Here is a 21549-nt window from a genome sequence, read left to right as displayed (position 1 = left end):
TTTGATTATTTGAAAAAGAGGAATTTTGTTGTTGTGAAGTAAGGTTTAGCTGAAATTAATTTTTCTAAAATATGGTTGACAATTAAGTATTACATTTGTAATCTTAATTGTAGATTACAAATGTAATACTTAGGAGTGAAACATACGATGACAAATCAATTACCTAAAATATCTGAAGCGGAATTAGAAATTATGAAAGTACTTTGGTCGAATTCTCCACAAACAGCGAATGAAATTATAGAAGAACTGGAAGATGCAATGGACTGGAAACCGAAAACAATCCGCACATTAATTAATCGATTAGTACAAAAGGAAGCCGTTTCTTACCATCAAGATAAAGGGCGAATGTATGCTTATTATCCGTTAGTATCACAAGATAATTATTTGCAAGTGGAAACGAAATCTTTACTAAAGCGTTTTTGCGGTGCAGCGTTTAAGCCGTTACTTGTTAATTTTTTAAAAGAGGAAAAATTGTCTTCAGAAGATATTAATGAATTAAAACGCATTTTAGATGAGAAGACAGAGGAGAATAAGAGGAAGGATCGATAAAAATGATAGACACGCTTATAAATGTATATCTTCCTCATTTTTTTGATTGGCTTATAGAAACGTCACTTATGGCCAGCATATTAGTTGGATTTATTTTATGTATAAAAGTTCTATTTAGAAATAAATTAACACCCCGGTGGCAATATATGTTGTGGATCGTATTAATGATAAGACTCCTTTTACCATGGTCGCCAGATAGCTCTTATAGCATTTACTCATTACTTTCTTATAGTTCTAGCGTATCGGAAGTTATTCCAAAAAATATGCCGTCTACTGAGAATATAGTGAACATAGAAAGAGACCGAAAAGTGGAATTGGAATCAAATTCTAAAATGGTGACAAAAACTAGCGAACCGGAAGTAAAAATCAGTTCGGAAAAACAGACTACATTGTCTTTATACAAAATTGCTTTGTATGTTTGGCTAGCTGGGGTAATCGTATTAGCAGTCATAACGTTTCTTACAAATAGACGGTTATATTCGTACATAAAGAAACAACCGGATATTACGGATGAACAGGCCATTACAGTGTTTAATCGCTGTAAGCAATCTATGAAAATAAAGAAGGCAGTTTTGTTACGTCTGGCGGGAAAGATTGCGAGCCCAACTGTGTTTAGTTTCTTTCGTCCGAAAGTATTACTATCAAAAAAACATATGAAAGTATTAAATAAACAACAATTACAATATGTCTTTTACCATGAGTTAGCTCATATTAAGAGAAACGATGTAGCTGTAAATTGGATTATGTACAGTTTAATCCTATTAAATTGGTTCAATCCGATTCTTTGGTATGCCTATTTTTGTATGCGAGAAGATCAAGAATTAGCCTGTGATGCATATGCACTTACTTTTATAGATAAAGAGGAGCAAATTGCATACGGTCATACAATTATTACCCTTCTAGAACACTATTCCTATCAAGTACCAAGCCTAGCAAATTTAAGTAGAAATAAACGAACACTAAAAAGGAGAATCGTTATGATTAAAAAGTTTCAAAAGAAATCGTATCGCCTTTCTTTACTTGGAGTTATTGTTATAGTTGCTATAGCATCCCTTTCTTTATTCAACGCACGTGCAACGGAAGGAAAAGAAAAGCAAGAGGATAAAGTAGAGCAGTCAAAGGATGCTTATCAAAATGCTGTAGATATGCTGTTTGGTACAGAAGAAAATGCGAAAAAAGAATATCATTATTCAGCAAGAATATATGAACAAAAGACAGATTATTTATATTTAGCTGAAAAATCTTTAACAAAAGATGAGTTCCAGCAGTACATAAAATTATCTAAAGAAATTATTAATATACAGAAAAAAGGTGCTCCGAGAGATCCTGACTACGAGTCAGTATTCTTTAGAGAAGAGCGTTTGACAAAAGCCGATCGTGACAAATTATATGCGCTTTATGATCAAGCAAAACCATTTGATGACAAAGTGCATGAATCTTTAAATTATACGGTTAAGGAAGCGCAGGAACATGTTGATTTTCAAATTAAGAAGCCGACGTACACAATTGAAGGATACAATCTGAAGAATGAAAATGTAAGTTATTTTATTAAGAGAAGACCTGAATTAATTATTAATTTAGAATATACAAACGGAAAAGGAAACTATACAACTTATCAATCACAAGTATTTGGAGAAAGTAAAGATCCGTTCCATGCTTTATTTGTTGTAGAAGAAAATATTGAACAGTACGAATTAGAAGGTAATCAAATATTCTATGCGACTGATAACTCGGATAGGAATTTACAAGGTATGAAGATGATTGTTCCTGCAAAAGGGAAAGATAGTGCATATCAAATTGTCATTATTAATCATAGTTTAGAGCGTCCAGGAGAAGCAGTATTTGATAAAAATGTCAATAAAGAAGAGTTAGAGAAGGTTATGCTTTCTATGTTGAAATAATAAAAAGGTGTTCTTAAGATGTATATCTCAAGAACACCTTTTCCTTTTCTCTTTTCTTCTGATAAACTATGGACAGTATGATATACACTGACTGGAATTTTTTTATACTGGAAATAATAAAAAGAGAACTTGTATAGAATGTAAGCGTGTGGTAATATCAAAGATGTACTGATTGACTATATTATCCAATTGGTCATTTTTGGAGGTGATGATGTGGCAATAGATCGAAAACGTTCTATTATTGAGGCTGCAACAAAGTCTTTTTCAGCGTTCGGTTATAAAGCAACAACGATGGATCAGGTAGCGAAGTTAGCGAATGTAGGAAAAGGAACGATTTATACTTTTTTCAAAAATAAAGAAGAGCTATTTGGTGAAATTATTTCTAATTTAATTACAGAAATGAAGCAAGTTGCAGAAAGTGCAATTCGTTCAGATGTTTCATTTTTTGAAAATGTACATAGAGCATTATATAGCATCTTGGAATTTAGAAAAGAACATCAGCTCATGATTAAATTAATTCAAGAAGAGCGCGATATGGGAACGAAAGAAGTACAAGAAGTTATGCAACAAGTTGATGTGGAAATCGTTTCTGTTATTCAATCGTATTTAAAGATTGCGATTGAAAAAGGTGAAATTAGCAAATGTGATCCAGAAATTACAGCATTTATTATGCTTCGTCTATATGTATCGCTTATTTTTGATTGGGAAAAAAATCATGAACCGCTAGAAAAAGAAAAAATTGCAGAGTTATTTGAACTTTATTTACTAAAAGGATTGTCAAACTAAGATAATCCTTTTAATTTTATAAAAAAAATGACCGAATGAACAATGTGGTCATATATTTAAGTTAAGGGGGGATATAGAAAAATTATAATCATAATGAGAAAAATTTGCATAGTAATAAATTCGGGGATAAGGCATATGTATGAACAAGTATAGCCTTTTTGTTTGGGTAAAAATGACTATATGAACATTTTGGTCATTTTATAAAAGGGGGAGGAATTATGAAAGGGAATCAGTTACTTCGGAAAGAGTTCACGGAAATTATAAAAAGTAAAAAAATATTAATTCCAATTATTGCGGTCTTATTCGTACCGATTTTATATGCAGGGATGTTTTTGTGGGCCTTTTGGGATCCGTATAAACAGTTAGATGACTTACCAGTTGCAGTAGTCAATTTAGATAAAGGCGCAGTATTTGATGGGAAACCAATTGAGGTCGGAAAAGGGCTCGTTGATAATTTAAAAGATAATAAAAGTTTTAAATGGGAGTTCGTAAGTGAAAAAGAAGCAAAGAAAGGAATGGAAGGTAGAAAGTATTACATGTTAGTGCGCATTCCAGATGACTTCTCAAGTAACGCTACAACGTTACTAAAAGACAATCCAAAGCCATTAAACTTAGAGTACATTCCAAACGAAAGTTTAAACTTCTTATCTTCACAAATTGGAGGAACAGCCATTGAAAAAATTAAAGGTGAAGTAGCAAGTACGTTAACGAAAACATATGCAGAGAAAATGTTTGATTCCATTCAAGACGTCTCAAAAGGATTAGCAGATGGGGCGGAAGGAGCAAATAAACTACACGACGGATCAAGTGAGCTGCATGATGGTTCAAGTAAAGTGACGGATGGCCTTCATACACTTCAAGGGAAATCTGGGGAGATGAAGGATGGAGTTCAGAAATTAGCAGATGGATCTAATAAATTAGTAGATGGATCAGGCAAAGTAACAAATGGTTTAAATACGTTAAATAGCAAAACAGGTGAAATGCAGACGGGTATAGGGAAATTGCAAGATGGATCTCAGAAAGTAACAGCGGGTTTGAATACGTTAGTAAATAAATCAGGTGAATTAAAAACAGGAACGAATGAATTAGCAGCTGGTATGGAACAGCTTGTTGGAGGACAAAGTCAATTAGAGGGGGTTTCTCAAAAAATTGAAAAGGGTTTGCAAGAATTAGATAGTAAAGTGAAAAGTTCCGCTGCAGGTTTAGAAGAAATGCAGGCGAAAGTTCCTACAATATTAAATAAAGTAAATGAGAAAATAGACGGAGCTGAAAAAAACGTAAATCAGTTAAATGGATTTACTCAATCAACAGCAGGAGATGCTAAAACTGCAGCGCAAGATGTAGCTAATTTACAAAAGCAAATTGAGAGTTTACCAAAAGAATATCAAGAGCAGTTACAACCGTATATAACAAATGCGGCAAAAAGTACAGCGACAGTTCAACAAAAAGTTGCTGTAGTATCGGGTGGAACAAAGCAACTAAACGAAGAAGTAAATCAACTAAAAGGTGAAATAAATCAAAAGGCAAGTGAAATGCAAAATAAACTACCGAATTCAGGTGGGATTAATACTTTAACGGATGGTATTACGAAATTAATGAATGCGCAAAACCAATTTGTAAGTAAGTTTCACGGATTTGGTGAAGGATTAAATAATGCCAAAGTAGGTGCAAATAAATTAAATAAGGGGTCAGATCAATTAATTGATGGAGTAACTCAATTAGCGGACGGCTCAAGCAAAGTAACAGGTGGTTTAGGTACATTATCCGCAGGAGCAAATCAAATGTCAGGAGGAATAACGCAATTAGTAGACGGTTCAAGCCAAGTAACAACTGGCTTAGGTACTCTAAATGGTGGTCTAAACCAAATGTCAACTGGCTCAACCCAGCTAATCGACGGCGTAAATAAACTAGCAGACGGATCAGGAAAAGTAACTGATGGACTAGTGAAAGTAAACGATGGTTCAGGTGAACTTGCTGAGAAACTTGGTGAAGGGGCAGAGAAAACTGGGGAAGTAAAAGGGACAGATAAAACGTATGATATGTTTGCAAGTCCTGTAAAAGTGAAGACAGAGAAAATGGCGGAAGTTCCTAACTACGGAACTGGATTTACGCCGTATTTCTTATCACTCGGTTTATTCGTTGGGGCATTACTATTATCAATTGTATATCCATTACGTGATACAGTTGGCGTTCCGAAATCAGGATTTAGTTGGTTTATTAGTAAGTTCGGCGTGTTACTATCAGTCGGTATTATTCAAGCGATAGTAGCAGATGTCATATTACTATTCGGATTAGGTGTAGAAGTACAAAGCATTCCATACTTCATACTCTTTAGCATCATTACAAGTTTAGCATTTATCGCATTAATTCAATGTTTAGTAACAGCATTCGGTGATGCAGGGCGTTTCATCGCCATTATCACATTAATTATTCAGCTTACAACAAGTGCCGGAACATTCCCACTAGAATTGATTCCGAAGTTTTTACAACCATTTCATGCTTGGTTACCGATGACATACTCTGTATCAGGATTAAAAGCAGTCGTATCAAGTGGAGACTTTGACTTCATGTGGCAAAACATAGGAATGCTCATGATCTTTATCGTTGTATTATCACTTGGAACAATCGCCTCCTTAACTTTGATGCACAAACGACAATTTAAAAATGTTGCTGAAAATCAATCGGTTGAAGCGTAAAAAAAGCACCTTTTTGGTGCTTTTTTATTTTAATAGAGGGCATCTTTTTCTTAGTTCATCTATAAATCTTTCTAAAAGCTATAGAAACGAAAGAAAAGGAATTACAACAATTTACAGAGAAACATAGGGTAGAGGAGCTGATATGATGAGAGGAAATCTTACTTATTATTTTATCGTAAATCCGCTAATAATCTTTCTAGTTTACGCCCTTTCACCTATCTTGTTTCATAAAGAAAAATATACAAGTATGAAAGATGCAATAGGGATACTTGTATTTTACTATGTGTTAATTAGTGGATCTTACTTTATTGATATTTTAAGTGAAAGAATAAAGAAAAACGGTAAAGAAAAACAATAAAGTTGTATTACATAAAAGCTGATGGAGGATAACAAAATGACCGAAAGCGAAATGAAATTTAGGGATACGACCATTCGTAACTTTTTTGATAAAGAGAATCGTTTAAAATCGATTCCAGGTCAAAAGAAGAAAAAACTAGTATTGTTAGAGCATTTAGTTAGCAAGTTAAATGCTGAAAATCAATATACAGAAAAAGAAATTAATACATTCATAAAGCAATATCATGATGATTTTTGTACGATTAGACGCGAATTTATTGTGCATGGATTTATGGACAGAGATGATAATATGTACCGTATAAACGTGAGAGAAGTGTGGACGAAGTGGGAGGAGCTAAAATAATGAATCAGTGAGGGGGGGATCCCCACTGATTATAAGTCTGTGCTAGTCTTGCTGTTTCTTTGTAGTAAGTCTATGAACGCTTCAACATTCGAACTTGTAATGTATCCAAGCGTTATATATTCATCTTCATAGTAAAATATTATTTTTTTGTCAAAGATTCTTCTCTTCGTTTCTATGGATAAAATTTTTTCATAATCAAATTCGGCAATGAATGTGTTTTTATATTGGTTAAAAAAGAGAAGTCTTTGATTAGTAGCAAGTAACATGCCAGGATACGGGACTTTATGCGTAATCATATAGCCAGTAAGTGAACATTTTAAAGTAGATAAAATCTTTTCTTCTTTATGTAATAGTTGTTTTGCAGCTGTTAAGATTGGATTCATTTTATACATTCCTTTTATTCATATGTAAGAATATTGTATCAAAATTGAAAAGGTTCTTAATATGTAATATTGCATATTGAGAGGTTTGGTTTGATGGCTCCAGTATTATTTTTTAGGGAAAGATACGAGGTGATTCAGTGATACGATTAGCAAAAGAAACTGATGCGGAAGCAATTATGAATATTAGAAAAGAAATTATATTATCGGAAACTACTACAAAATTTTTTATAGTATCTCCAAAGAAATTACCAAATGATATTAATGCAGAAAGAGAAAAGATACGAAAAAGTAATGAGAAAGGTAATCTTTACATCGTGTATGAAATAGATAGTAAGGTAGTCGGCTTTTTACTCTTTAATCGATATGAACTAGAAAGGTTACGACATGCAGGCACAATGGGAATGGGGATTAAAGAGGCGTATTGTAATCAAGGCATCGGTACGAAGTTAATTGAATTTCTTATTAGTTGGGCTAAAGAGCAGAAAGATTTAGAGAAAATTTGCTTAGGCGTAGTTTCTGTTAATGATAGGGCGATTAAGGTGTACAAACGTATGGGATTTGTAGAAGAAGGAAGACAAAGAAAGCAAATTAAATATGAAGATGGGTCATATGGAGATGATGTATTGATGGGGTTTTATATTGAATAAAAAAAGAGGAGTATTCTATTGATATAAAGTGGGAATTTATGAGTAATTGTATAGGCGGTGCATATTTTAATGAAGAGACTGCCAATATGGGCAGTCTCTTTTTAGTGGAAATGTTAACACTTAGCAAATCTTAAGTTCCAGGCGATCTTTCTGACGAAGATGATGAGCAAAATGCATAGAAATAAGCTGGAACCATTCTGCAGCATTTAAGTAACCGAACCCGGGATGTTCGGTTTTACAATCACTTGAACTAGAAGTAAGTGTTGGCTCTGTACTTTTTACAATTGTCATTAATTCTAGAAATTGTTTCTGTACTTCTTCTTTGGTGGCCGGGTTTTCAGGCGTATATCCCGGATGACCTGGTACTTTGATTTGTATGTCGGGGAAAGCTCCCATTGTATATACCTTTTCACCCATATCCGTTTTTATGTTAGTTACAGAAGGTACTTCAGTTTTACATCTCGCAATTGCATCTAACTGCATATATGTAGAGGCAATTAAATGGTTATACATTTGACCAAGAGACCATTCTTCGCTAGACGGTTGCGTTCTAAATTGTTCTATAGAGTACTTTTCTAATTCCTCTATGTAATACGTTGCTAATTCCTCGAATTTCTTCATATTACTAACTCCTTTTTATGAAAATGTATTTGTTAATACCTACTATAAAGGAGGGATACTGACAACATTATGTCAGTAGTGAAATTAAAGTTTTAACATTTTTTTTGCTTCTTCACGAATTTTCTCAGAAAGGGCTTTTGGCTCAAGTACTTGCACTTGGCTTCCAAAGCTTAATACCCATTGAAATACTTCGTCTATGTTTCTTGATTTCAAATAGACATGAAAACCATTATCTTGATGCTCGTATGAATCTATAAAAAAGTATCGTGATTCAATAACTTTATGTGCAATATGAGATGGAAACAATAAATGAATCATAACAGTACGATTGCTTTCGGGTTTGTAGTTTTGTAAAGAAAAGTCTTTCGGTTTTGTGAAGAATTCTTGCTCTTGCTGTAATGTATCCATACGATCTAAACGAAAATTACGTATTTGTTTTCGAAGTAAACAATGAGCAACGATGTACCAAATCCCTGAAATGTTGACTAAACCGTAAGGATGAACAGTCCGTTTTATTTTTGTAGTTTCTCTCGGTTTACGATAAGAAAAAGAGATAGCTTGTTCTTTTTGAATAGATTCTTGCAACAGGAGAAGTTGGTTTTCTAGTTTTTCTTGTTCAGGTTGTTTGTGTGAAAATTTGGGAGAAAGGAAACGGAAGGTTCCTCTTAGTTCCCGGGCTTTCTGTTTTTGATCAGCAGGTAGGACAATTTCAAGTTTCTCTTTTGCCGATTGCGCATGTACAGAAAAAGAAGAAGTGAAAGTTTTCTCTATATAATCACCGCCTAGTAAAAGAGTAACAGCTTCTTCAGGTGTAAGTTGAATGGGAGGCAAAAAATAACCATCCATTAATGAATAACCGTGGCCGGGCATTGCGAAAAGTGGGACGCCAGATTCACTAAGTGCATCCATATCTCGATAAATGGTTCTTATACTTGTCTCAAATTTTTCAGCTAAGCTTTGTGCTGTAACAGTTTGTCTTCTTTGTAATTCAATTAATATAGCCAATAAACGATCTGTCCGATTCATGAAATATCTCCTTCAATTTTTATAAATATGCTTTCTATAAACTTCTAAAAGTATTATATATTCCCTTCCCATTAAACAGACTTTTACCTATGTATAATATCAATATAGTAAAATCATAAGAACCTGTATTGCAGTTTCCAATAATATACTATATAATCAATTTAAGAAAACGTTTTCATGCAAAGGGGGAGAATTTCGTGTCGACTATAGAGGACGTGGCGAAATTAGCGGGGTTATCAAGGACAACGGTTTCTAGGGTGATTAATAATCATCCATATGTTTCAGATGAGAAGAAAAAAAGGGTTCAATTAGCAATGAAGCATTTAGGCTTTGTTCCTAATTCTGCGGCGAGAAGGCTTCGTAAACAAAAAACGGAAACAATTGCGGTGCTAGTTCCAAGGATTACAAATCCTTTTTTCAGTAGATTTATTGAAGCAATCGAGATTGCTGCTTCTGAACATAAATATAAACTGATTATTTGTCAAACAAGATATTTACCTGAAAAAGAGATGGAGTATTTACAATTATTATCTACGAAACAAGTAGATGGGATTATTCTATGTTCACTAGAAAATCCGTGGGAAGATGTAGAGCCATACTTACAGCACGGTCCAATCGTGTTATGTAATGAATATATTGAGGAAGCAAATATTCCAACAGTGAAGTTTGATCATGCGCAAGGAGCATACATAGCTGCGAAGCATGTGTTAGATCAAGGGTATCGTAATCTTATTTTTTGCCGTGGTAACGAAACCAAATTAGTTAGTCAGCAGCGAAAAATGGGCTTTTTACGTGCAATAACTGAGAAGAGCCGCCAAGTAGAAGCGATTGATTTTCTTGAAAACGCTTTCTCTTGGGGGGATGGAAAACGAATATTCCATGAAGTATTAAAGGACAAAAAAAATCCTACCGCGATTTTGGCAGGAGGCGATGAGGTAGCAGCTGGAATTATCTCAGAGGCGAAGCACCATAACTTGAGCATTCCAGATGATCTCGCTGTTATCGGTTTTGATAATCAAATATTATCGCAGATTACAGAACCAGGTATTACGACAATTGAACAGCCAATTGATGAAATGGCCCGAAAAGTTGTCGACCTGATGATGGATAAAATCCATACGAAAAATTATCGAAAAAAAGAATTGTATGAGTTTGAACTGGAGCTCTTGGTGAAAGGTTCAACGATGAAGGATAAGATGTTATTAGCCTAGTAGACTATGTCTGCTAGGTTTTTTTACGTTCAAAAACTACTATTCTTCGTGAACGCAATCATCACATTTGTTATGGTATGCTTCGTGTTGCTCATCAATTTCTTTCCCGCAGTGCGCACAAGTTTTCGTCGGTAAATTTCTGAAAAACTCCATTGGTTGATCGATCATGTCAATCCCTCCATTTCCATTTCTTACTATCATTGTATTAGTACAAAAAATAAAAGTCAATAACTGTTTTATAACAAAATTGAAAATTAATGAAAAAGTTTAGGAAATGGATTATAGTTAACAATGTAGGATGTAAGTAAAAAACTTTCTCAAGTACGGAGAAAAACTGCATTCCTACTCGGTTTTAGAAAGGATGGATACATATGAAAATGACTGTTGTCGGCTTTTGGGGCGGCTTTCCAGAAGCGGGAGAAGCAACGTCGGGGTATTTGTTTGAACACGATGGTTTTCGTTTACTTGTAGACTGTGGTAGTGGTGTACTAGCACAGCTTCAAAAATATATAACACCATCTGATATAGATGCAGTTGTACTGTCACACTATCATCACGATCATGTTGCGGACATTGGGGTATTGCAATATGCGAGATTAATTACGAGTGCGACAACAAGGCAACTACCGGAATTACCAATATACGGTCATACGTTTGACGAGAATGGATTTCATTCTTTAACACATGAACCACATACGAAAGGAATCGCGTACAATCCAGAAGAAACACTTCAAGTTGGACCGTTCTCGATTTCGTTCTTAAAAACTGTTCATCCTGTTACATGCTTTGCGATGCGTATTACAGCTGGAGATGATGCTGTAGTATACAGCGCTGATTCAAGTTATATTCCTGAATTCATTCCATTCACAAAAGATGCTAATCTTTTCATTTGTGAGTGTAATATGTATGCACATCAAGAGGCTGCAAAAGCAGGGCATATGAATAGTACAGAAGTAGCAAGTATTGCGAAAGATGCAAATGTAAAAGAACTTTTATTAACGCACTTACCGCATACAGGCAACCCATCTGATTTAGTAACAGAAGCAAAACAAATTTTCAGTGGCCATATTACGTTAGCGCATAGTGGTTACGTATGGAACTCATGAGGTGATACGATGTTATTTATTGATAATAAAGGAATTACAGATCCTAGAATAAACTTAGCAATTGAAGAATATTGTGTGAAGAATTTAGATATTAACGAAACATATTTACTGTTTTACATTAATGAGCCTTCGATAATCATTGGTAAAAACCAAAACACAGTAGAAGAAATTAATGCAGATTACGTAAAAGAAAAAGGTATTCATGTCGTTCGTCGTCTATCAGGCGGAGGCGCAGTATATCATGATTTAGGAAACTTAAACTTCAGTTTTATTACAAAAGATGATGGAGACAGTTTCAGCAACTTCAAAAAATTTACTGAGCCTGTAACGAAAGCGCTTGGTAAATTAGGTGTAAATGCAGAACTAAGTGGTCGTAACGACATTTTAGCTGAAGGCAGAAAAATTTCAGGTAACGCGCAGTTCTCAACGAAAGGTCGTATGTTCAGCCACGGTACGTTACTATTTGACTCTGAAATCGATCACGTCGTATCAGCGTTAAAAGTAAAAATGGATAAGATCCAATCAAAAGGAATTAAATCAATTCGTAGCCGCGTTGCGAACATTACAGAGTTCCTAAACGAAGAAATGACGACAGAAGAGTTTAGACAACTTCTTCTAGAAACAATTTTCGAAGGGGAAACAGACATTCCAACGTACGAATTAACAGAAGAGGATTGGAAAGAAATTCATAAACTTTCTGAAGAACGTTACCAAAATTGGGACTGGAACTACGGAAAATCTCCGAAGTTCAACTTACAACACTCACACCGTTTCCCAGTTGGACAAGTTGACGTTCGTCTTGAAGTGAAAAAAGGAACAGTAACAGAATGTAAAATTTACGGCGACTTCTTCGGTTCACTAGATGTTCATGATATCGAAGAGCGTCTAACAGGCGTTCAGTTCGATAAAGATGCATTCACTGCAGCTTTAGAAGGCGTAGATATCGCACGCTACTTCGGTAACATTACAACTGAAGATTTCTTACATTTATTCTTCTAAAAATGAGGGAGGCTGCCATAACGGGCAGCCTCTTTCTTTTTGCGTAGATTGTCAGGTTTTGTCGGTAAGTCGATATAACTAAAAAATCGCTGATATAAATTGAGTTGCGCTGATATAATTGGAAAATCGCCGATATAAACCGAGTTGCGCTGATATAATTGGAAAATCGCCGATATAAATCGAGCTGCGCTGATATAACTGAAAAATCGCTCATATAATTTCATTTACCATAAAACATAAAATCACAGGACATTTGCCCCTCATAAAGGAATATATATACAAAAGGAGGCGGATCGAAATGAAAAGGGTAATGTACGTTGTATTATTACTCAGCTTCGTCATCGGAATGACAGCGTGTAGCAGTGGATCGCCCTCAAGTCGTACAATTTTGTCTATCGGAAAACCAGCGGAGGATAATGTTATATATTTTACGCATACAGATAACAAACGAAAGATACATGATATACAAGACATGTTTCAAAATAAGAAGTGGAAAAGAAATGAAACATTCAGCACTGTTAATAAAACACCAGATGTCGTCTTATCAATAGATGAAGACAACAAAGGGTTACCGACGTTATATGTTACCGTGTATTTTCATGAAAATGGAGCGGACGTTTTGAATTTGTATGGGGAGTATACGAGCTTAAATAAAGAGGAACTTGAAAAGCTTAGAAAAAAGATGAGTGCATATTATCCTAAAATGATTTTTGGTCTAGTTTCATAAATTACTTGTAAACAAAATCCCCTTATTTTTCCAAAGTAAACTAAGAGAAGGTGATCTGTCTATATGCAGTTAATAGAATATCACTTGCCACTTTAATTTTCTTTTAATATAATTAATTTAGAATTTTTAAATATTCTAAATTTTATAAAGGTGGGGTTTTTGTGAATCTCGTTCAATCTTTGGCTGAAACGGCAAAAAAGAAGGGGGAAAAACCGGCTTATATATTTATGGATCAGTCGGTCTCATATGACCAATTAAACAAAATGGTCACAAGGTTTTCTAGCAATTTAGCAGAAATGGGCATTGGAAAAGGGGACAATGTCGCATTAGTTGTTGGGAACTCACCACATTTTTTGGTCGGTTTATACGGAACAATGAAAGCCGGAGCAACTGTTATTCCAGTTAATCCAATTTATACAGCAGACGAAATGCATTATATTTTACAAAATGGAGATGTAAAAACAATCATCGTACTCGACGTCCTTCTACCTGTTATACAATCTCTTACAACAAGACTTCCTTCATTAGAAAACATCATCATATGCGAAACCTCATCAGATTTTAACCATACAGAAACCGAAAAAATGAAAACGTTTACTAGTTTTGTGGGGACTGGAGATACAACTTACGAAGGTCCTGAACTTGATGAAGAAGATGTAGCGGTTATTCTATACACATCGGGCACAACTGGAAAACCGAAAGGCGCTATGTTAACACATAAAAATTTATATAGTAATGCGAACGATGTGGCGTCGTATTTACAATATACGGCTGATGACCGCGTCGTTGCGGCACTGCCTATGTTCCATGTATTCTGTTTAACAGTTGCGGTAAATGCACCGATTGTGAACGGGGCAACGATTTTAATGTTACCGAAATTTAGTCCGAAAGAAGTATTCCGTATTTGTCGTACGTACGAACCAACGATCTTTGCTGGCGTACCGACGATGTACAATTATTTATATTTATTTGAAGAAGCAAGCGCAGAAGATGTGAAGACGCTTCGTCTTTGTATTTCCGGTGGCGCATCGATGCCTGTTGCTCTTCTACAAAACTTTGAAAAACGTTTTAACGTTATTGTTTCAGAAGGATACGGTTTATCAGAAGCATCACCAGTTACTTGTTTCAATCCGCTAGATCGTCCTCGTAAACCAGGATCGATTGGCACAAATATTTGGCATGTAGAAAATAAAATTGTAAATGAACTTGGAGAAGAAGTACCTGTCGGCGCAGTCGGTGAATTAATCGTTCGCGGACCTAACGTTATGAAAGGATACTATAATGCACCAGAAGATACAGCTGCGACATTGAAAGACGGCTGGCTATATACAGGTGACTTGGCGAAAATGGATGAAGAAGGTTACTTCTATATCGTTGATCGCAAAAAAGATATCGTCTTAGTTGGCGGTTATAACGTATACCCTCGTGAAGTAGAAGAAGTATTATATACGCACGAATCAGTAGCGGAAGTTGTCGTAATCGGTGTTCCAGATGAAAACTTAGGAGAAGCTGTGCGAGCGTACGTCGTTTTGAAGCAAGCAAACGTAACAGAAGAAGAGCTAATGCATTACTGCACGTTACATTTAGCGAAATATAAAGTGCCGAAAAGTATTGAGTTTTTAATAGAATTACCGAAGAATACGACTGGTAAGTTGTTAAGAAGAGCATTGAGAGAGAAAGCGATGCAAGTGTAATGGAGAAAGATATCCCCTTTGGGATATCTTTTGTTTTTTAGAATTGACTAAGCTATAAAACCATATATTTAAACCGTAATATAACTAATACGGGGGGGGATATATGTATGGAACAAAAGGAATTGCGCTTACGGAACGTACAATATTTGATTTGTGACATTATGGATGCAATGAATGTGGAGAGAGAAAAGAAGAATCTAGAAACATTGCAGAAAGTAATTGACCACCTTTCAGGGGCGATCGGGGATTTGGTAGATCCAGCCAGTACGTATTCAATCGATTATGTAGAGAGAAAAGTTCATACAGCACATTATTTATTGTTTAAAAATGATCGGAAAGCGTATGTATGTAGAAAATAAAAAAGAGATGTTTTATTATTTTCTTACATATTGATAATGATTATCATGTAGAGGGAGTTTGTATGAAAATCCGAAGAAATAAAAATAAATTCCAAGTTGACACATGTGAATTACAGAATTAAAATGAAAAGAAATCGAATAGAATACATTAGAAGCTAATCAGATAAACTGAAGGCGCACAATGTTCACGTTTGTGAATATATTGTGTGCCTTTTTCTATTGTATAAACTAAGGGGGCTTAACGATGAAAAAGTGGGGTAAGACAGCGTTTATGAAAAGTACAGGTGTTTTATTATCAGCAGTTGTACTTTTATCAGGGTGTGGTTCGGCAACATCCACTAGTAATTCTGAAGGAAGTGGAGATAAAAAAACAGTTGAGCTTTTAAATGTTTCCTATGATCCAACGAGGGAGTTATATCAAGATTTCAATAAAGATTTTGCGAAGTATTGGAAAGAGAAGCATGGGCAAACAGTAAATGTAAAACAATCACACGGGGGATCTGGAAGCCAGGCGCGTTCTGTAATTGATGGCTTAGAAGCAGACGTTGTTACACTAGCGCTTGCTTATGACATTGATGCGATTAGCAAGAAGAAACAACTAGCAGAAGACTGGCAGAAGCGGCTTGCGGATAATTCCACTCCATACACATCAACAATTGTATTTCTTGTTCGAAAAGGAAACCCGAAAGGAATTAAAGACTGGGATGATTTAACGAAAAAAGGTGTGTCTGTCATTACACCAAACCCAAAAACATCAGGCGGAGCACGTTGGAACTATTTAGCGGCGTGGGGATACGCACTGAAAAAATATAATAATAGTGAAGATAAGGCGAAAGAGTTTGTTAGCCAAATTTATAAAAACGTAGAAGTATTAGATTCAGGAGCGCGCGGAGCAACGACAACATTTGTTGAAAAAGGAATTGGTGACGTATTAATCGCATGGGAAAATGAAGCGTTATTATCTCAAAAAGAGCTTGGAAAAGATAAATTTGAAATTGTAACCCCTTCTATTAGTGTACTTGCAGAACCACCAGTAGCGGTTGTAGATAAAGTCGTTGATAAAAAAGGAACGAAAAAAGTAGCAGAAGGGTATCTTGAATATTTGTACTCAGAAAAAGGACAGGAAATTGCGGCGAAAAACTTTTATCGTCCGCGTAATGAAAAAGTAGCAGAAAAATATGCATCCCAATTTCCGAAAGTTCAATTATTTACAGTGGATGAACTATTTGGTGGCTGGAAAAAAGCACAGGAGAAACACTTTAATGACGGCGGCGTATTCGATAAAATTTATCAAAAATAATGAGCGCTGCTAAAGGGGGATGAGGTGAAAGAGGATGAGAAAGAAACGTGTTTTACCAGGGTTTGGATTATCGCTTGGATTTACAATGCTGTACATGAGTTTATTCGTACTTATACCACTTTCTATCGTATTTATTCAAACTTCACAGTTAGGTTGGAAGAAGTTTGCTGGGGTTATAACGAACGAGCGTGTGTTGCATTCCTATCAAGTTAGTTTTACAACTTCATTGGTAGCGGCTATTGTAAATGCCATTTTCGGTTTATTAATAGCTTGGGTGCTCGTACGCTACAAATTTCCAGGGAAACGACTATTAGACGGACTCATTGATTTGCCGTTTGCACTTCCGACAGCTGTAGCTGGTATTACACTTACAACGCTTTATGCGGAAAATGGATGGATTGGGAAAATATTAAGCGTATTTCATATAAAAGTAGCATTCACATCACTCGGAATTATCGTTGCGCTTACTTTTATCGGTTTACCATTTGTCGTTCGAATGGTGCAACCAGTGCTGCAAAATATTGATAAAGAAGTAGAAGAGGCGGCTTCGAGTTTAGGTGCATCCCGCTTGCAAATATTTGTGAAAATCATTTTACCAGAGATCTTTCCCGCTCTTCTTGCCGGTTTTTCACTTGCATTTGCAAGAGCATTAGGAGAATACGGATCTGTCGTTTTCATCGCAGGTAATATGCCGATGAAAACAGAAATTGCACCACTGATGATTATGACGAAACTAGAACAATATGATTATGCGGGGGCAACAGCTGTAGCGACCGTGATGCTTATTATTTCTCTCCTTTTCCTTCTTCTTATTAATATGATTCAAAGCTGGAGTAGAAGGCATGAACTAAAAAGTGAATAGGAGGAGAGAAAATGGAACCAACATTATTAGAAAAGAAAATAGTAAAAAGCGTATCAGCTAAAAAAGAATCTAAGCTTGTACCAGGCATATTAATTACGATTACAGTTTTATTTTTATCTCTCTTTCTATTACTGCCACTCATAACTATTTTTCTAAAAGCCTTTGAAAGAGGGATGGATGTATACATTGCCGCTATTACAGATCAAGAAGCATTTTCAGCAATTAGATTAACGCTTCTCGTTGCGTTAATCGTTGTGCCGCTTAATACGATATTTGGGGTAGCGGCCGCATGGCTTATTACAAAGTTTCAGTTTAAAGGAAAACAAGTATTACTCTCTCTTATTGAACTGCCGTTTGCTGTGTCACCAGTTATCGCAGGATTAGTATTCGTTTTACTTTTCACACCGAGGGGTGCTCTTGGCGAATGGTTACTTGAACATGGAGTGAAAATCATTTTCTCTGTACCAGGCATTATTATCGCAACAATCTTTGTAACCTTCCCGTTCGTTGCACGTGAATTAATTCCGGTTATGCAGGCGCAAGGGAAAAGTGAAGAAGAGGCAGCTTTATCACTTGGCGCAAGTGGCTGGAAAATGTTTTGGCGCGTTACGCTTCCAAATATAAAATGGGGTCTTTTATACGGCATGATTCTATGTAATGCCCGTGCTATCGGTGAGTTTGGAGCCGTTTCTGTCGTATCAGGTCACGTGCGTGGCATTACGAACACGATGCCGCTCCATATTGAAATTTTGTACAATGAATATCAATTTTCAGCAGCATTTGCAGTAGCGACGTTAATGTCATTAATTGCAGTGTTTACACTCGTTATAAAAAACTGGATTGAATGGCGAATGGAAAAACGACAATAAGGGGGATTACGGTGAGTATTCAAATTCAAGGTGTATCAAAGCAATATGGTACATTTCAAGCACTAACAGACATTCATTTGGATATTCCAAAAGGTGAACTTGTTGCCTTATTAGGCCCGTCAGGTTCTGGGAAAACGACGTTATTACGCATTATTGCAGGATTAGAAGAAGCGGATGGAGGCTCTGTTTCATTTGATGGAGAAGATTTAACAGACATTCACGTGAAAAACAGGCAAGTCGGTTTCGTCTTTCAGCACTATGCGCTCTTTAAGCATATGAATGTATTTGAGAATGTCGCTTTCGGTTTAAAAGTAAGAAAGAAAAGCTTAAGACCGTCAGCAGAAGCGATAGAAGAAAAGGTAACAGAATTATTAAAGCTCGTAAAAATGGATGGCTTTGCTAAACGTTATCCAGCGCAATTATCTGGTGGACAACGTCAACGTATTGCACTAGCCCGGGCACTTGCAGTCGAACCGAAAATTTTATTACTTGATGAACCGTTCGGTGCACTCGATGCAAAGGTGAGAAAAGAATTACGAAGATGGCTCCGAAAATTACATGACGAATTTCAAATTACGAGCGTATTCGTAACGCATGATCAAGAAGAAGCGTTAGACGTTGCAGACCGCATCGTTGTAATGAATGAAGGCTGTATTGAACAAATGGGAACACCGGAAGAAGTATATGAAAACCCAGCAAGTCCGTTTGTATATGACTTTTTAGGAAATGTAAATTTATTTCACGGCCGCGTTCATAAAGGAAAGCTAAATGTAGGATCGGTCGAACTAGAAGCACCAGAGCATAAGCACGTTTCCAACGTAGACGGAATAGCCTACGTAAGGCCGCATGACTTATCAATCTCTCGTACGAAACAAAGCATAGATGCAATCCCGGCAAAAGTATCTTATTCTCACGCAGTCGGACCTGTCGTATATGTAGAATTAAAACGAGACGAAACAGATGAATATTTAGAAGCAGAAATTACGAAAGAACAGTTCAAGCAGCTGAACATTCAATCGGGTGATTTCGTATACGTACAGCCGAAAGAAGTGAAAGTGTTTATTCCGGAGGATTTTGTAATTTAAGAGTGTTTACTCTTAAATTACAAAATCTATTAATAAGAAAAGGTCTCCTAAAAGATATTTTAGGAGACCTTTTCTTTGTTTATCGTAATAACTTTTTCTCATATGAAATGTAGTCGGAAGTTTGTATATATAATAGCGGAGCGTGTTCAAACAACTATTTGATACGAGTAGTAATGAAGATATTCTTCCTACTTTCTTACATAAAATTTTTAATTTTGGATATTTATATCATATGTTTCTGCAACAAACACAAAGTCTACATGCTCTTTATCAATAAAAATACTTGTTTTAGATGGAAGACCTGTTATGGTAGAAACAATATCAACCTCAACAAGGTCAAATCCTACACGATAAGCATCTGCAATTTCAATTCCACCAGTTAGAAAATGCAATCCATCCCCAAATGACTTAAATACAAATACATTTTCTTTCAAACTTTTATTATCCATTTCAATCCATTCTTCGTTAATATAAATCTTAAATGTCGTGCACTTTGGAACACACTCGATGTGATGTATCCCTTTATAACTATTAAGCGAAAACATATAGGTATGAGTTTCTTTAAAGTTAATATCTATCCCGTATTTAAAAGCAAAGGTTTTATATACCATTTCATAAAACAATGGCATTACAATATCATCCCATGCGTCATAGGCAAAAGCATGAATTGGTATTAGATGAGGATATAAACTTACAATCGCTTTTTGAAAATTAAGTAAGATGGTTGTATCTGTAATTTCTTTTAAAGAATCATCTATTTCATGGTCATAATCTTTCGAAATTCTGTTATCAATCATATGACAAACTCCTTACATAGTCTTCTATATACTACGTTTTCCGCATCATCAGTTTGTGCCTTCTTCAACTAAATTGCAAGTTTAACCGATGATTCCAAAAAAGCCCTGGTCTTATTTTATCAATCGTTAAATGGGGTGGGGATACTACAAGCATTAATGAGATAAGAAATCGTTTTTTCTTTTTTATGATAGATGTATTTATTTTTAAACTGTATTTACTTTACTCTTTGTTTTATTTAGATTTGGATATGTAACATTATTGTGTTGAAAAATATTTCAGCGAGGTGAGTTTATGAAAGAAAAGAAATGGTATAGGCAATTAGTCGTGATGGTGTAGGAGTATCATCTAAGGTGATTTTAAATGCTGTTAAAACTGGCGAAAAAGTTATACAAAGTGGCGGTAGAACTAAATCTACTAGTAAACAGGCTGTAGTAGTTTTAAATAAAAAAGGTAAAGTAATTACAACTTTTGCTAAAGGTTCAAAATACATAAGGAAAGGAAAAAATAAGGTTGTTTAAATTAAATAAAGAGATGCAGATTTTATTGAAACAGACATTAGAATCACAAAATAAACATTTACTATGGTTAAATGTTTATGAAGACCTAAGTATGATAGAAACTGAAAAAATAAATAAATTGAGAGATATTATAGCAGATGAATTAATGGAGAAAGGTTTTGATGAACGAGACAATATAAACCATTTGGGAAGAGCATTAGAAGAGCTAATTGATATCTTAGGAAATTTAATACCTTAGAAAATGTTAAGCTGTATGGCATTGTTTTTAGCAGATGGAAAGTTCCGTTAGTTACAGAATGAAAGATTATATAACTTTTAACAATGCGCTTAATACGAGTGTAGCTATGATTAGAGAGTTTTGTATGTGTAAAATAACTTCAAAAATATAAGGATATATTTTGAGGGTGTATGATTATATAGTATATTTATTGATTCGAATCTTTAAAAGGAGGGGAAACATGGGGAAAATAATAGGGATTATTCTGATTATAGGTGGTATGATTCCATTAATTTATGCAATGATGCAAATCTATCGTCAATGGAAAGAAAAAGGGCCTTCTTTTGCTCTTAAATCAATAATTTTCCTAGTCGTAAGCATTTTGCTAGATACTGCAACAACTATTATATTGTGTATAGTAACAGTATTCATTGGTATTTGTTTAATTATCTACACATAATAAGTTCAAGAAGGCTAACTTATCGATTGTTACTA

At 35.2% G+C, this 21549-nt stretch carries 26 protein-coding genes; 20 read left to right on the top strand and 6 right to left on the bottom strand.

Annotated features, from left to right (window positions below):
* The first annotated feature begins 147 nt into the window (after nucleotides 1-147).
* The 6 genes from ACTJJY_RS18785 to ACTJJY_RS18760 all read left to right on the top strand — a co-directional run bounded on the left by ACTJJY_RS18785 (nucleotide 148) and on the right by ACTJJY_RS18760 (nucleotide 6632).
* Complete coding sequence (locus ACTJJY_RS18785; protein WP_000184503.1) at nucleotides 148-549, top strand: BlaI/MecI/CopY family transcriptional regulator; 402 nt, start codon at nucleotides 148-150, stop codon at nucleotides 547-549.
* Between the two features lie 2 nt (nucleotides 550-551).
* Complete coding sequence (locus tag ACTJJY_RS18780) at nucleotides 552-2450, top strand: M56 family metallopeptidase (RefSeq protein ID WP_440606258.1); 1899 nt, start codon at nucleotides 552-554, stop codon at nucleotides 2448-2450.
* A 213-nt stretch (nucleotides 2451-2663) separates the two neighbouring features.
* Complete coding sequence (locus tag ACTJJY_RS18775) at nucleotides 2664-3236, top strand: TetR/AcrR family transcriptional regulator (protein ID WP_000963381.1); 573 nt, start codon at nucleotides 2664-2666, stop codon at nucleotides 3234-3236.
* Between the two features lie 218 nt (nucleotides 3237-3454).
* Entirely contained in the window at nucleotides 3455-5932 is a 2478-nt protein-coding gene (locus ACTJJY_RS18770; RefSeq protein ID WP_440606257.1) for a YhgE/Pip family protein, read from the top strand.
* 142 nt (nucleotides 5933-6074) lie between these two features.
* On the top strand, nucleotides 6075-6290 hold the full coding sequence (locus tag ACTJJY_RS18765; protein ID WP_440606256.1) for a hypothetical protein: 216 nt from the start codon (nucleotides 6075-6077) through the stop codon (nucleotides 6288-6290).
* Nucleotides 6291-6326: 36 nt separating this feature from the next.
* A complete protein-coding gene (locus ACTJJY_RS18760; protein ID WP_141539076.1) occupies nucleotides 6327-6632 on the top strand; it encodes a DUF2087 domain-containing protein in 306 nt (101 codons plus the stop codon).
* Nucleotides 6633-6661: 29 nt separating this feature from the next.
* Here the strand turns inward: ACTJJY_RS18760 and ACTJJY_RS18755 are convergent, their stop codons facing one another.
* On the bottom strand, nucleotides 6662-7015 hold the full coding sequence (locus ACTJJY_RS18755; protein WP_440606255.1) for a PH domain-containing protein: 354 nt from the start codon (nucleotides 7013-7015) through the stop codon (nucleotides 6662-6664).
* A gap of 137 nt (nucleotides 7016-7152) precedes the next feature.
* Here ACTJJY_RS18755 and ACTJJY_RS18750 point away from each other — a divergent pair, with 137 nt between their 5' ends.
* Nucleotides 7153-7662 carry a GNAT family N-acetyltransferase gene (locus ACTJJY_RS18750; RefSeq protein WP_377853846.1) on the top strand — a complete coding sequence of 170 codons (510 nt, stop codon included), beginning with the start codon at nucleotides 7153-7155 and terminating at the stop codon, nucleotides 7660-7662.
* Between the two features lie 120 nt (nucleotides 7663-7782).
* On the opposite strand, the gene ACTJJY_RS18745 is transcribed toward ACTJJY_RS18750, so the two are convergent.
* Nucleotides 7783-8283, bottom strand: coding sequence for a DinB family protein (locus ACTJJY_RS18745; protein ID WP_440606254.1), 501 nt, complete (start codon nucleotides 8281-8283; stop codon nucleotides 7783-7785).
* Nucleotides 8284-8367: 84 nt separating this feature from the next.
* Complete coding sequence (locus ACTJJY_RS18740) at nucleotides 8368-9309, bottom strand: helix-turn-helix transcriptional regulator (protein WP_440606253.1); 942 nt, start codon at nucleotides 9307-9309, stop codon at nucleotides 8368-8370.
* Nucleotides 9310-9506: 197 nt separating this feature from the next.
* On the opposite strand from ACTJJY_RS18740, the gene ACTJJY_RS18735 reads away from it, so the two are divergent.
* Nucleotides 9507-10520 (top strand): LacI family DNA-binding transcriptional regulator, encoded by a 1014-nt coding sequence (locus tag ACTJJY_RS18735; protein WP_440606252.1) that lies wholly within the window; start codon nucleotides 9507-9509, stop codon nucleotides 10518-10520.
* Nucleotides 10521-10559: 39 nt separating this feature from the next.
* Here ACTJJY_RS18735 and yhfH read toward each other — a convergent pair whose 3' ends face one another.
* Nucleotides 10560-10688, bottom strand: a complete 129-nt coding sequence (gene yhfH / locus ACTJJY_RS18730; protein WP_000567010.1) for a protein YhfH — start codon at nucleotides 10686-10688, stop codon at nucleotides 10560-10562.
* Nucleotides 10689-10891: 203 nt separating this feature from the next.
* Here yhfH and ACTJJY_RS18725 point away from each other — a divergent pair, with 203 nt between their 5' ends.
* Together ACTJJY_RS18725 and ACTJJY_RS18720 are read left to right on the top strand one after the other, a co-directional pair.
* On the top strand, nucleotides 10892-11626 hold the full coding sequence (locus ACTJJY_RS18725; protein WP_078993498.1) for an MBL fold metallo-hydrolase: 735 nt from the start codon (nucleotides 10892-10894) through the stop codon (nucleotides 11624-11626).
* Nucleotides 11627-11635: 9 nt separating this feature from the next.
* Entirely contained in the window at nucleotides 11636-12625 is a 990-nt protein-coding gene (locus ACTJJY_RS18720; protein ID WP_440606251.1) for a lipoate--protein ligase, read from the top strand.
* Here ACTJJY_RS18720 and ACTJJY_RS18715 read toward each other — a convergent pair.
* A complete protein-coding gene (locus ACTJJY_RS18715; RefSeq protein WP_440606250.1) occupies nucleotides 12622-12849 on the bottom strand; it encodes a hypothetical protein in 228 nt (75 codons plus the stop codon). The genes ACTJJY_RS18720 and ACTJJY_RS18715 overlap by 4 nt on opposite strands.
* A gap of 74 nt (nucleotides 12850-12923) precedes the next feature.
* Between ACTJJY_RS18715 and ACTJJY_RS18710 the strand changes: the two genes are divergently transcribed.
* The 7 genes from ACTJJY_RS18710 to ACTJJY_RS18680 all read left to right on the top strand — a co-directional run bounded on the left by ACTJJY_RS18710 (nucleotide 12924) and on the right by ACTJJY_RS18680 (nucleotide 19521).
* On the top strand, nucleotides 12924-13352 hold the full coding sequence (locus ACTJJY_RS18710; protein WP_440606249.1) for a hypothetical protein: 429 nt from the start codon (nucleotides 12924-12926) through the stop codon (nucleotides 13350-13352).
* A 161-nt stretch (nucleotides 13353-13513) separates the two neighbouring features.
* A complete protein-coding gene (locus ACTJJY_RS18705; protein WP_001055200.1) occupies nucleotides 13514-15046 on the top strand; it encodes a fatty acid--CoA ligase family protein in 1533 nt (510 codons plus the stop codon).
* A gap of 107 nt (nucleotides 15047-15153) precedes the next feature.
* A complete protein-coding gene (locus ACTJJY_RS18700) occupies nucleotides 15154-15405 on the top strand; it encodes a hypothetical protein (RefSeq protein WP_440606248.1) in 252 nt (83 codons plus the stop codon).
* Nucleotides 15406-15649: 244 nt separating this feature from the next.
* Nucleotides 15650-16705, top strand: coding sequence for a sulfate ABC transporter substrate-binding protein (locus ACTJJY_RS18695; RefSeq protein ID WP_440606247.1), 1056 nt, complete (start codon nucleotides 15650-15652; stop codon nucleotides 16703-16705).
* Nucleotides 16706-16739: 34 nt separating this feature from the next.
* Nucleotides 16740-17567 carry a sulfate ABC transporter permease subunit CysT gene (gene cysT, locus ACTJJY_RS18690; RefSeq protein ID WP_440606246.1) on the top strand — a complete coding sequence of 276 codons (828 nt, stop codon included), beginning with the start codon at nucleotides 16740-16742 and terminating at the stop codon, nucleotides 17565-17567.
* 11 nt (nucleotides 17568-17578) lie between these two features.
* Nucleotides 17579-18436: a sulfate ABC transporter permease subunit CysW gene (gene cysW, locus ACTJJY_RS18685; RefSeq protein WP_440606245.1), complete on the top strand. Its 858-nt coding sequence runs from the start codon at nucleotides 17579-17581 to the stop codon at nucleotides 18434-18436.
* A gap of 11 nt (nucleotides 18437-18447) precedes the next feature.
* Nucleotides 18448-19521, top strand: a complete 1074-nt coding sequence (locus tag ACTJJY_RS18680) for a sulfate/molybdate ABC transporter ATP-binding protein (RefSeq protein WP_440606244.1) — start codon at nucleotides 18448-18450, stop codon at nucleotides 19519-19521.
* A 209-nt stretch (nucleotides 19522-19730) separates the two neighbouring features.
* Here the strand turns inward: ACTJJY_RS18680 and ACTJJY_RS18675 are convergent, their stop codons facing one another.
* Nucleotides 19731-20318, bottom strand: coding sequence for a hypothetical protein (locus ACTJJY_RS18675; protein WP_440606243.1), 588 nt, complete (start codon nucleotides 20316-20318; stop codon nucleotides 19731-19733).
* 351 nt (nucleotides 20319-20669) lie between these two features.
* Between ACTJJY_RS18675 and ACTJJY_RS18670 the strand changes: the two genes are divergently transcribed.
* The 3 genes from ACTJJY_RS18670 to ACTJJY_RS18660 all read left to right on the top strand — a co-directional run bounded on the left by ACTJJY_RS18670 (nucleotide 20670) and on the right by ACTJJY_RS18660 (nucleotide 21514).
* Nucleotides 20670-20837 carry a hypothetical protein gene (locus ACTJJY_RS18670; RefSeq protein ID WP_000602521.1) on the top strand — a complete coding sequence of 56 codons (168 nt, stop codon included), beginning with the start codon at nucleotides 20670-20672 and terminating at the stop codon, nucleotides 20835-20837.
* Nucleotides 20830-21075, top strand: a complete 246-nt coding sequence (locus ACTJJY_RS18665; protein WP_440606242.1) for a hypothetical protein — start codon at nucleotides 20830-20832, stop codon at nucleotides 21073-21075. Before ACTJJY_RS18670 ends, ACTJJY_RS18665 begins: the two co-directional genes overlap by 8 nt.
* A 220-nt stretch (nucleotides 21076-21295) precedes the next feature.
* On the top strand, nucleotides 21296-21514 hold the full coding sequence (locus ACTJJY_RS18660; protein WP_000516160.1) for a hypothetical protein: 219 nt from the start codon (nucleotides 21296-21298) through the stop codon (nucleotides 21512-21514).
* The last annotated feature ends 35 nt before the right edge of the window (nucleotides 21515-21549 follow it).

Source organism: Bacillus sp. 22475 (assembly GCF_052044835.1).
Lineage (GTDB): Bacteria > Bacillota > Bacilli > Bacillales > Bacillaceae_G > Bacillus_A > Bacillus_A cereus.
The sequence above is the reverse complement of the archived record's forward strand: the minus strand, read 5'-3'. Positions and strand labels throughout refer to the sequence as shown.

Bases quoted from the DNA above. Each gene is read 5' to 3' on its own strand.
- ACTJJY_RS18785 (WP_000184503.1), top strand. From the start codon at position 148: ATGACAAATCAATTACCTAAAATATCTGAAGCGGAATTAGAAATTATG.
- ACTJJY_RS18780 (WP_440606258.1), top strand. From the start codon at position 552: ATGATAGACACGCTTATAAATGTATATCTTCCTCATTTTTTTGATTGG.
- ACTJJY_RS18770 (WP_440606257.1), top strand. From the start codon at position 3,455: ATGAAAGGGAATCAGTTACTTCGGAAAGAGTTCACGGAAATTATAAAA.
- ACTJJY_RS18765 (WP_440606256.1), top strand. From the start codon at position 6,075: ATGATGAGAGGAAATCTTACTTATTATTTTATCGTAAATCCGCTAATA.
- ACTJJY_RS18760 (WP_141539076.1), top strand. From the start codon at position 6,327: ATGACCGAAAGCGAAATGAAATTTAGGGATACGACCATTCGTAACTTT.
- ACTJJY_RS18755 (WP_440606255.1), bottom strand. From the start codon at position 7,015: ATGAATCCAATCTTAACAGCTGCAAAACAACTATTACATAAAGAAGAA.
- ACTJJY_RS18745 (WP_440606254.1), bottom strand. From the start codon at position 8,283: ATGAAGAAATTCGAGGAATTAGCAACGTATTACATAGAGGAATTAGAA.
- ACTJJY_RS18740 (WP_440606253.1), bottom strand. From the start codon at position 9,309: ATGAATCGGACAGATCGTTTATTGGCTATATTAATTGAATTACAAAGA.
- yhfH (WP_000567010.1), bottom strand. From the start codon at position 10,688: ATGATCGATCAACCAATGGAGTTTTTCAGAAATTTACCGACGAAAACT.
- ACTJJY_RS18725 (WP_078993498.1), top strand. From the start codon at position 10,892: ATGAAAATGACTGTTGTCGGCTTTTGGGGCGGCTTTCCAGAAGCGGGA.
- ACTJJY_RS18720 (WP_440606251.1), top strand. From the start codon at position 11,636: ATGTTATTTATTGATAATAAAGGAATTACAGATCCTAGAATAAACTTA.
- ACTJJY_RS18715 (WP_440606250.1), bottom strand. From the start codon at position 12,849: ATGAAATTATATGAGCGATTTTTCAGTTATATCAGCGCAGCTCGATTT.
- ACTJJY_RS18710 (WP_440606249.1), top strand. From the start codon at position 12,924: ATGAAAAGGGTAATGTACGTTGTATTATTACTCAGCTTCGTCATCGGA.
- ACTJJY_RS18700 (WP_440606248.1), top strand. From the start codon at position 15,154: ATGGAACAAAAGGAATTGCGCTTACGGAACGTACAATATTTGATTTGT.
- ACTJJY_RS18695 (WP_440606247.1), top strand. From the start codon at position 15,650: ATGAAAAAGTGGGGTAAGACAGCGTTTATGAAAAGTACAGGTGTTTTA.
- cysT (WP_440606246.1), top strand. From the start codon at position 16,740: ATGAGAAAGAAACGTGTTTTACCAGGGTTTGGATTATCGCTTGGATTT.
- cysW (WP_440606245.1), top strand. From the start codon at position 17,579: ATGGAACCAACATTATTAGAAAAGAAAATAGTAAAAAGCGTATCAGCT.
- ACTJJY_RS18675 (WP_440606243.1), bottom strand. From the start codon at position 20,318: ATGATTGATAACAGAATTTCGAAAGATTATGACCATGAAATAGATGAT.
- ACTJJY_RS18660 (WP_000516160.1), top strand. From the start codon at position 21,296: ATGGGGAAAATAATAGGGATTATTCTGATTATAGGTGGTATGATTCCA.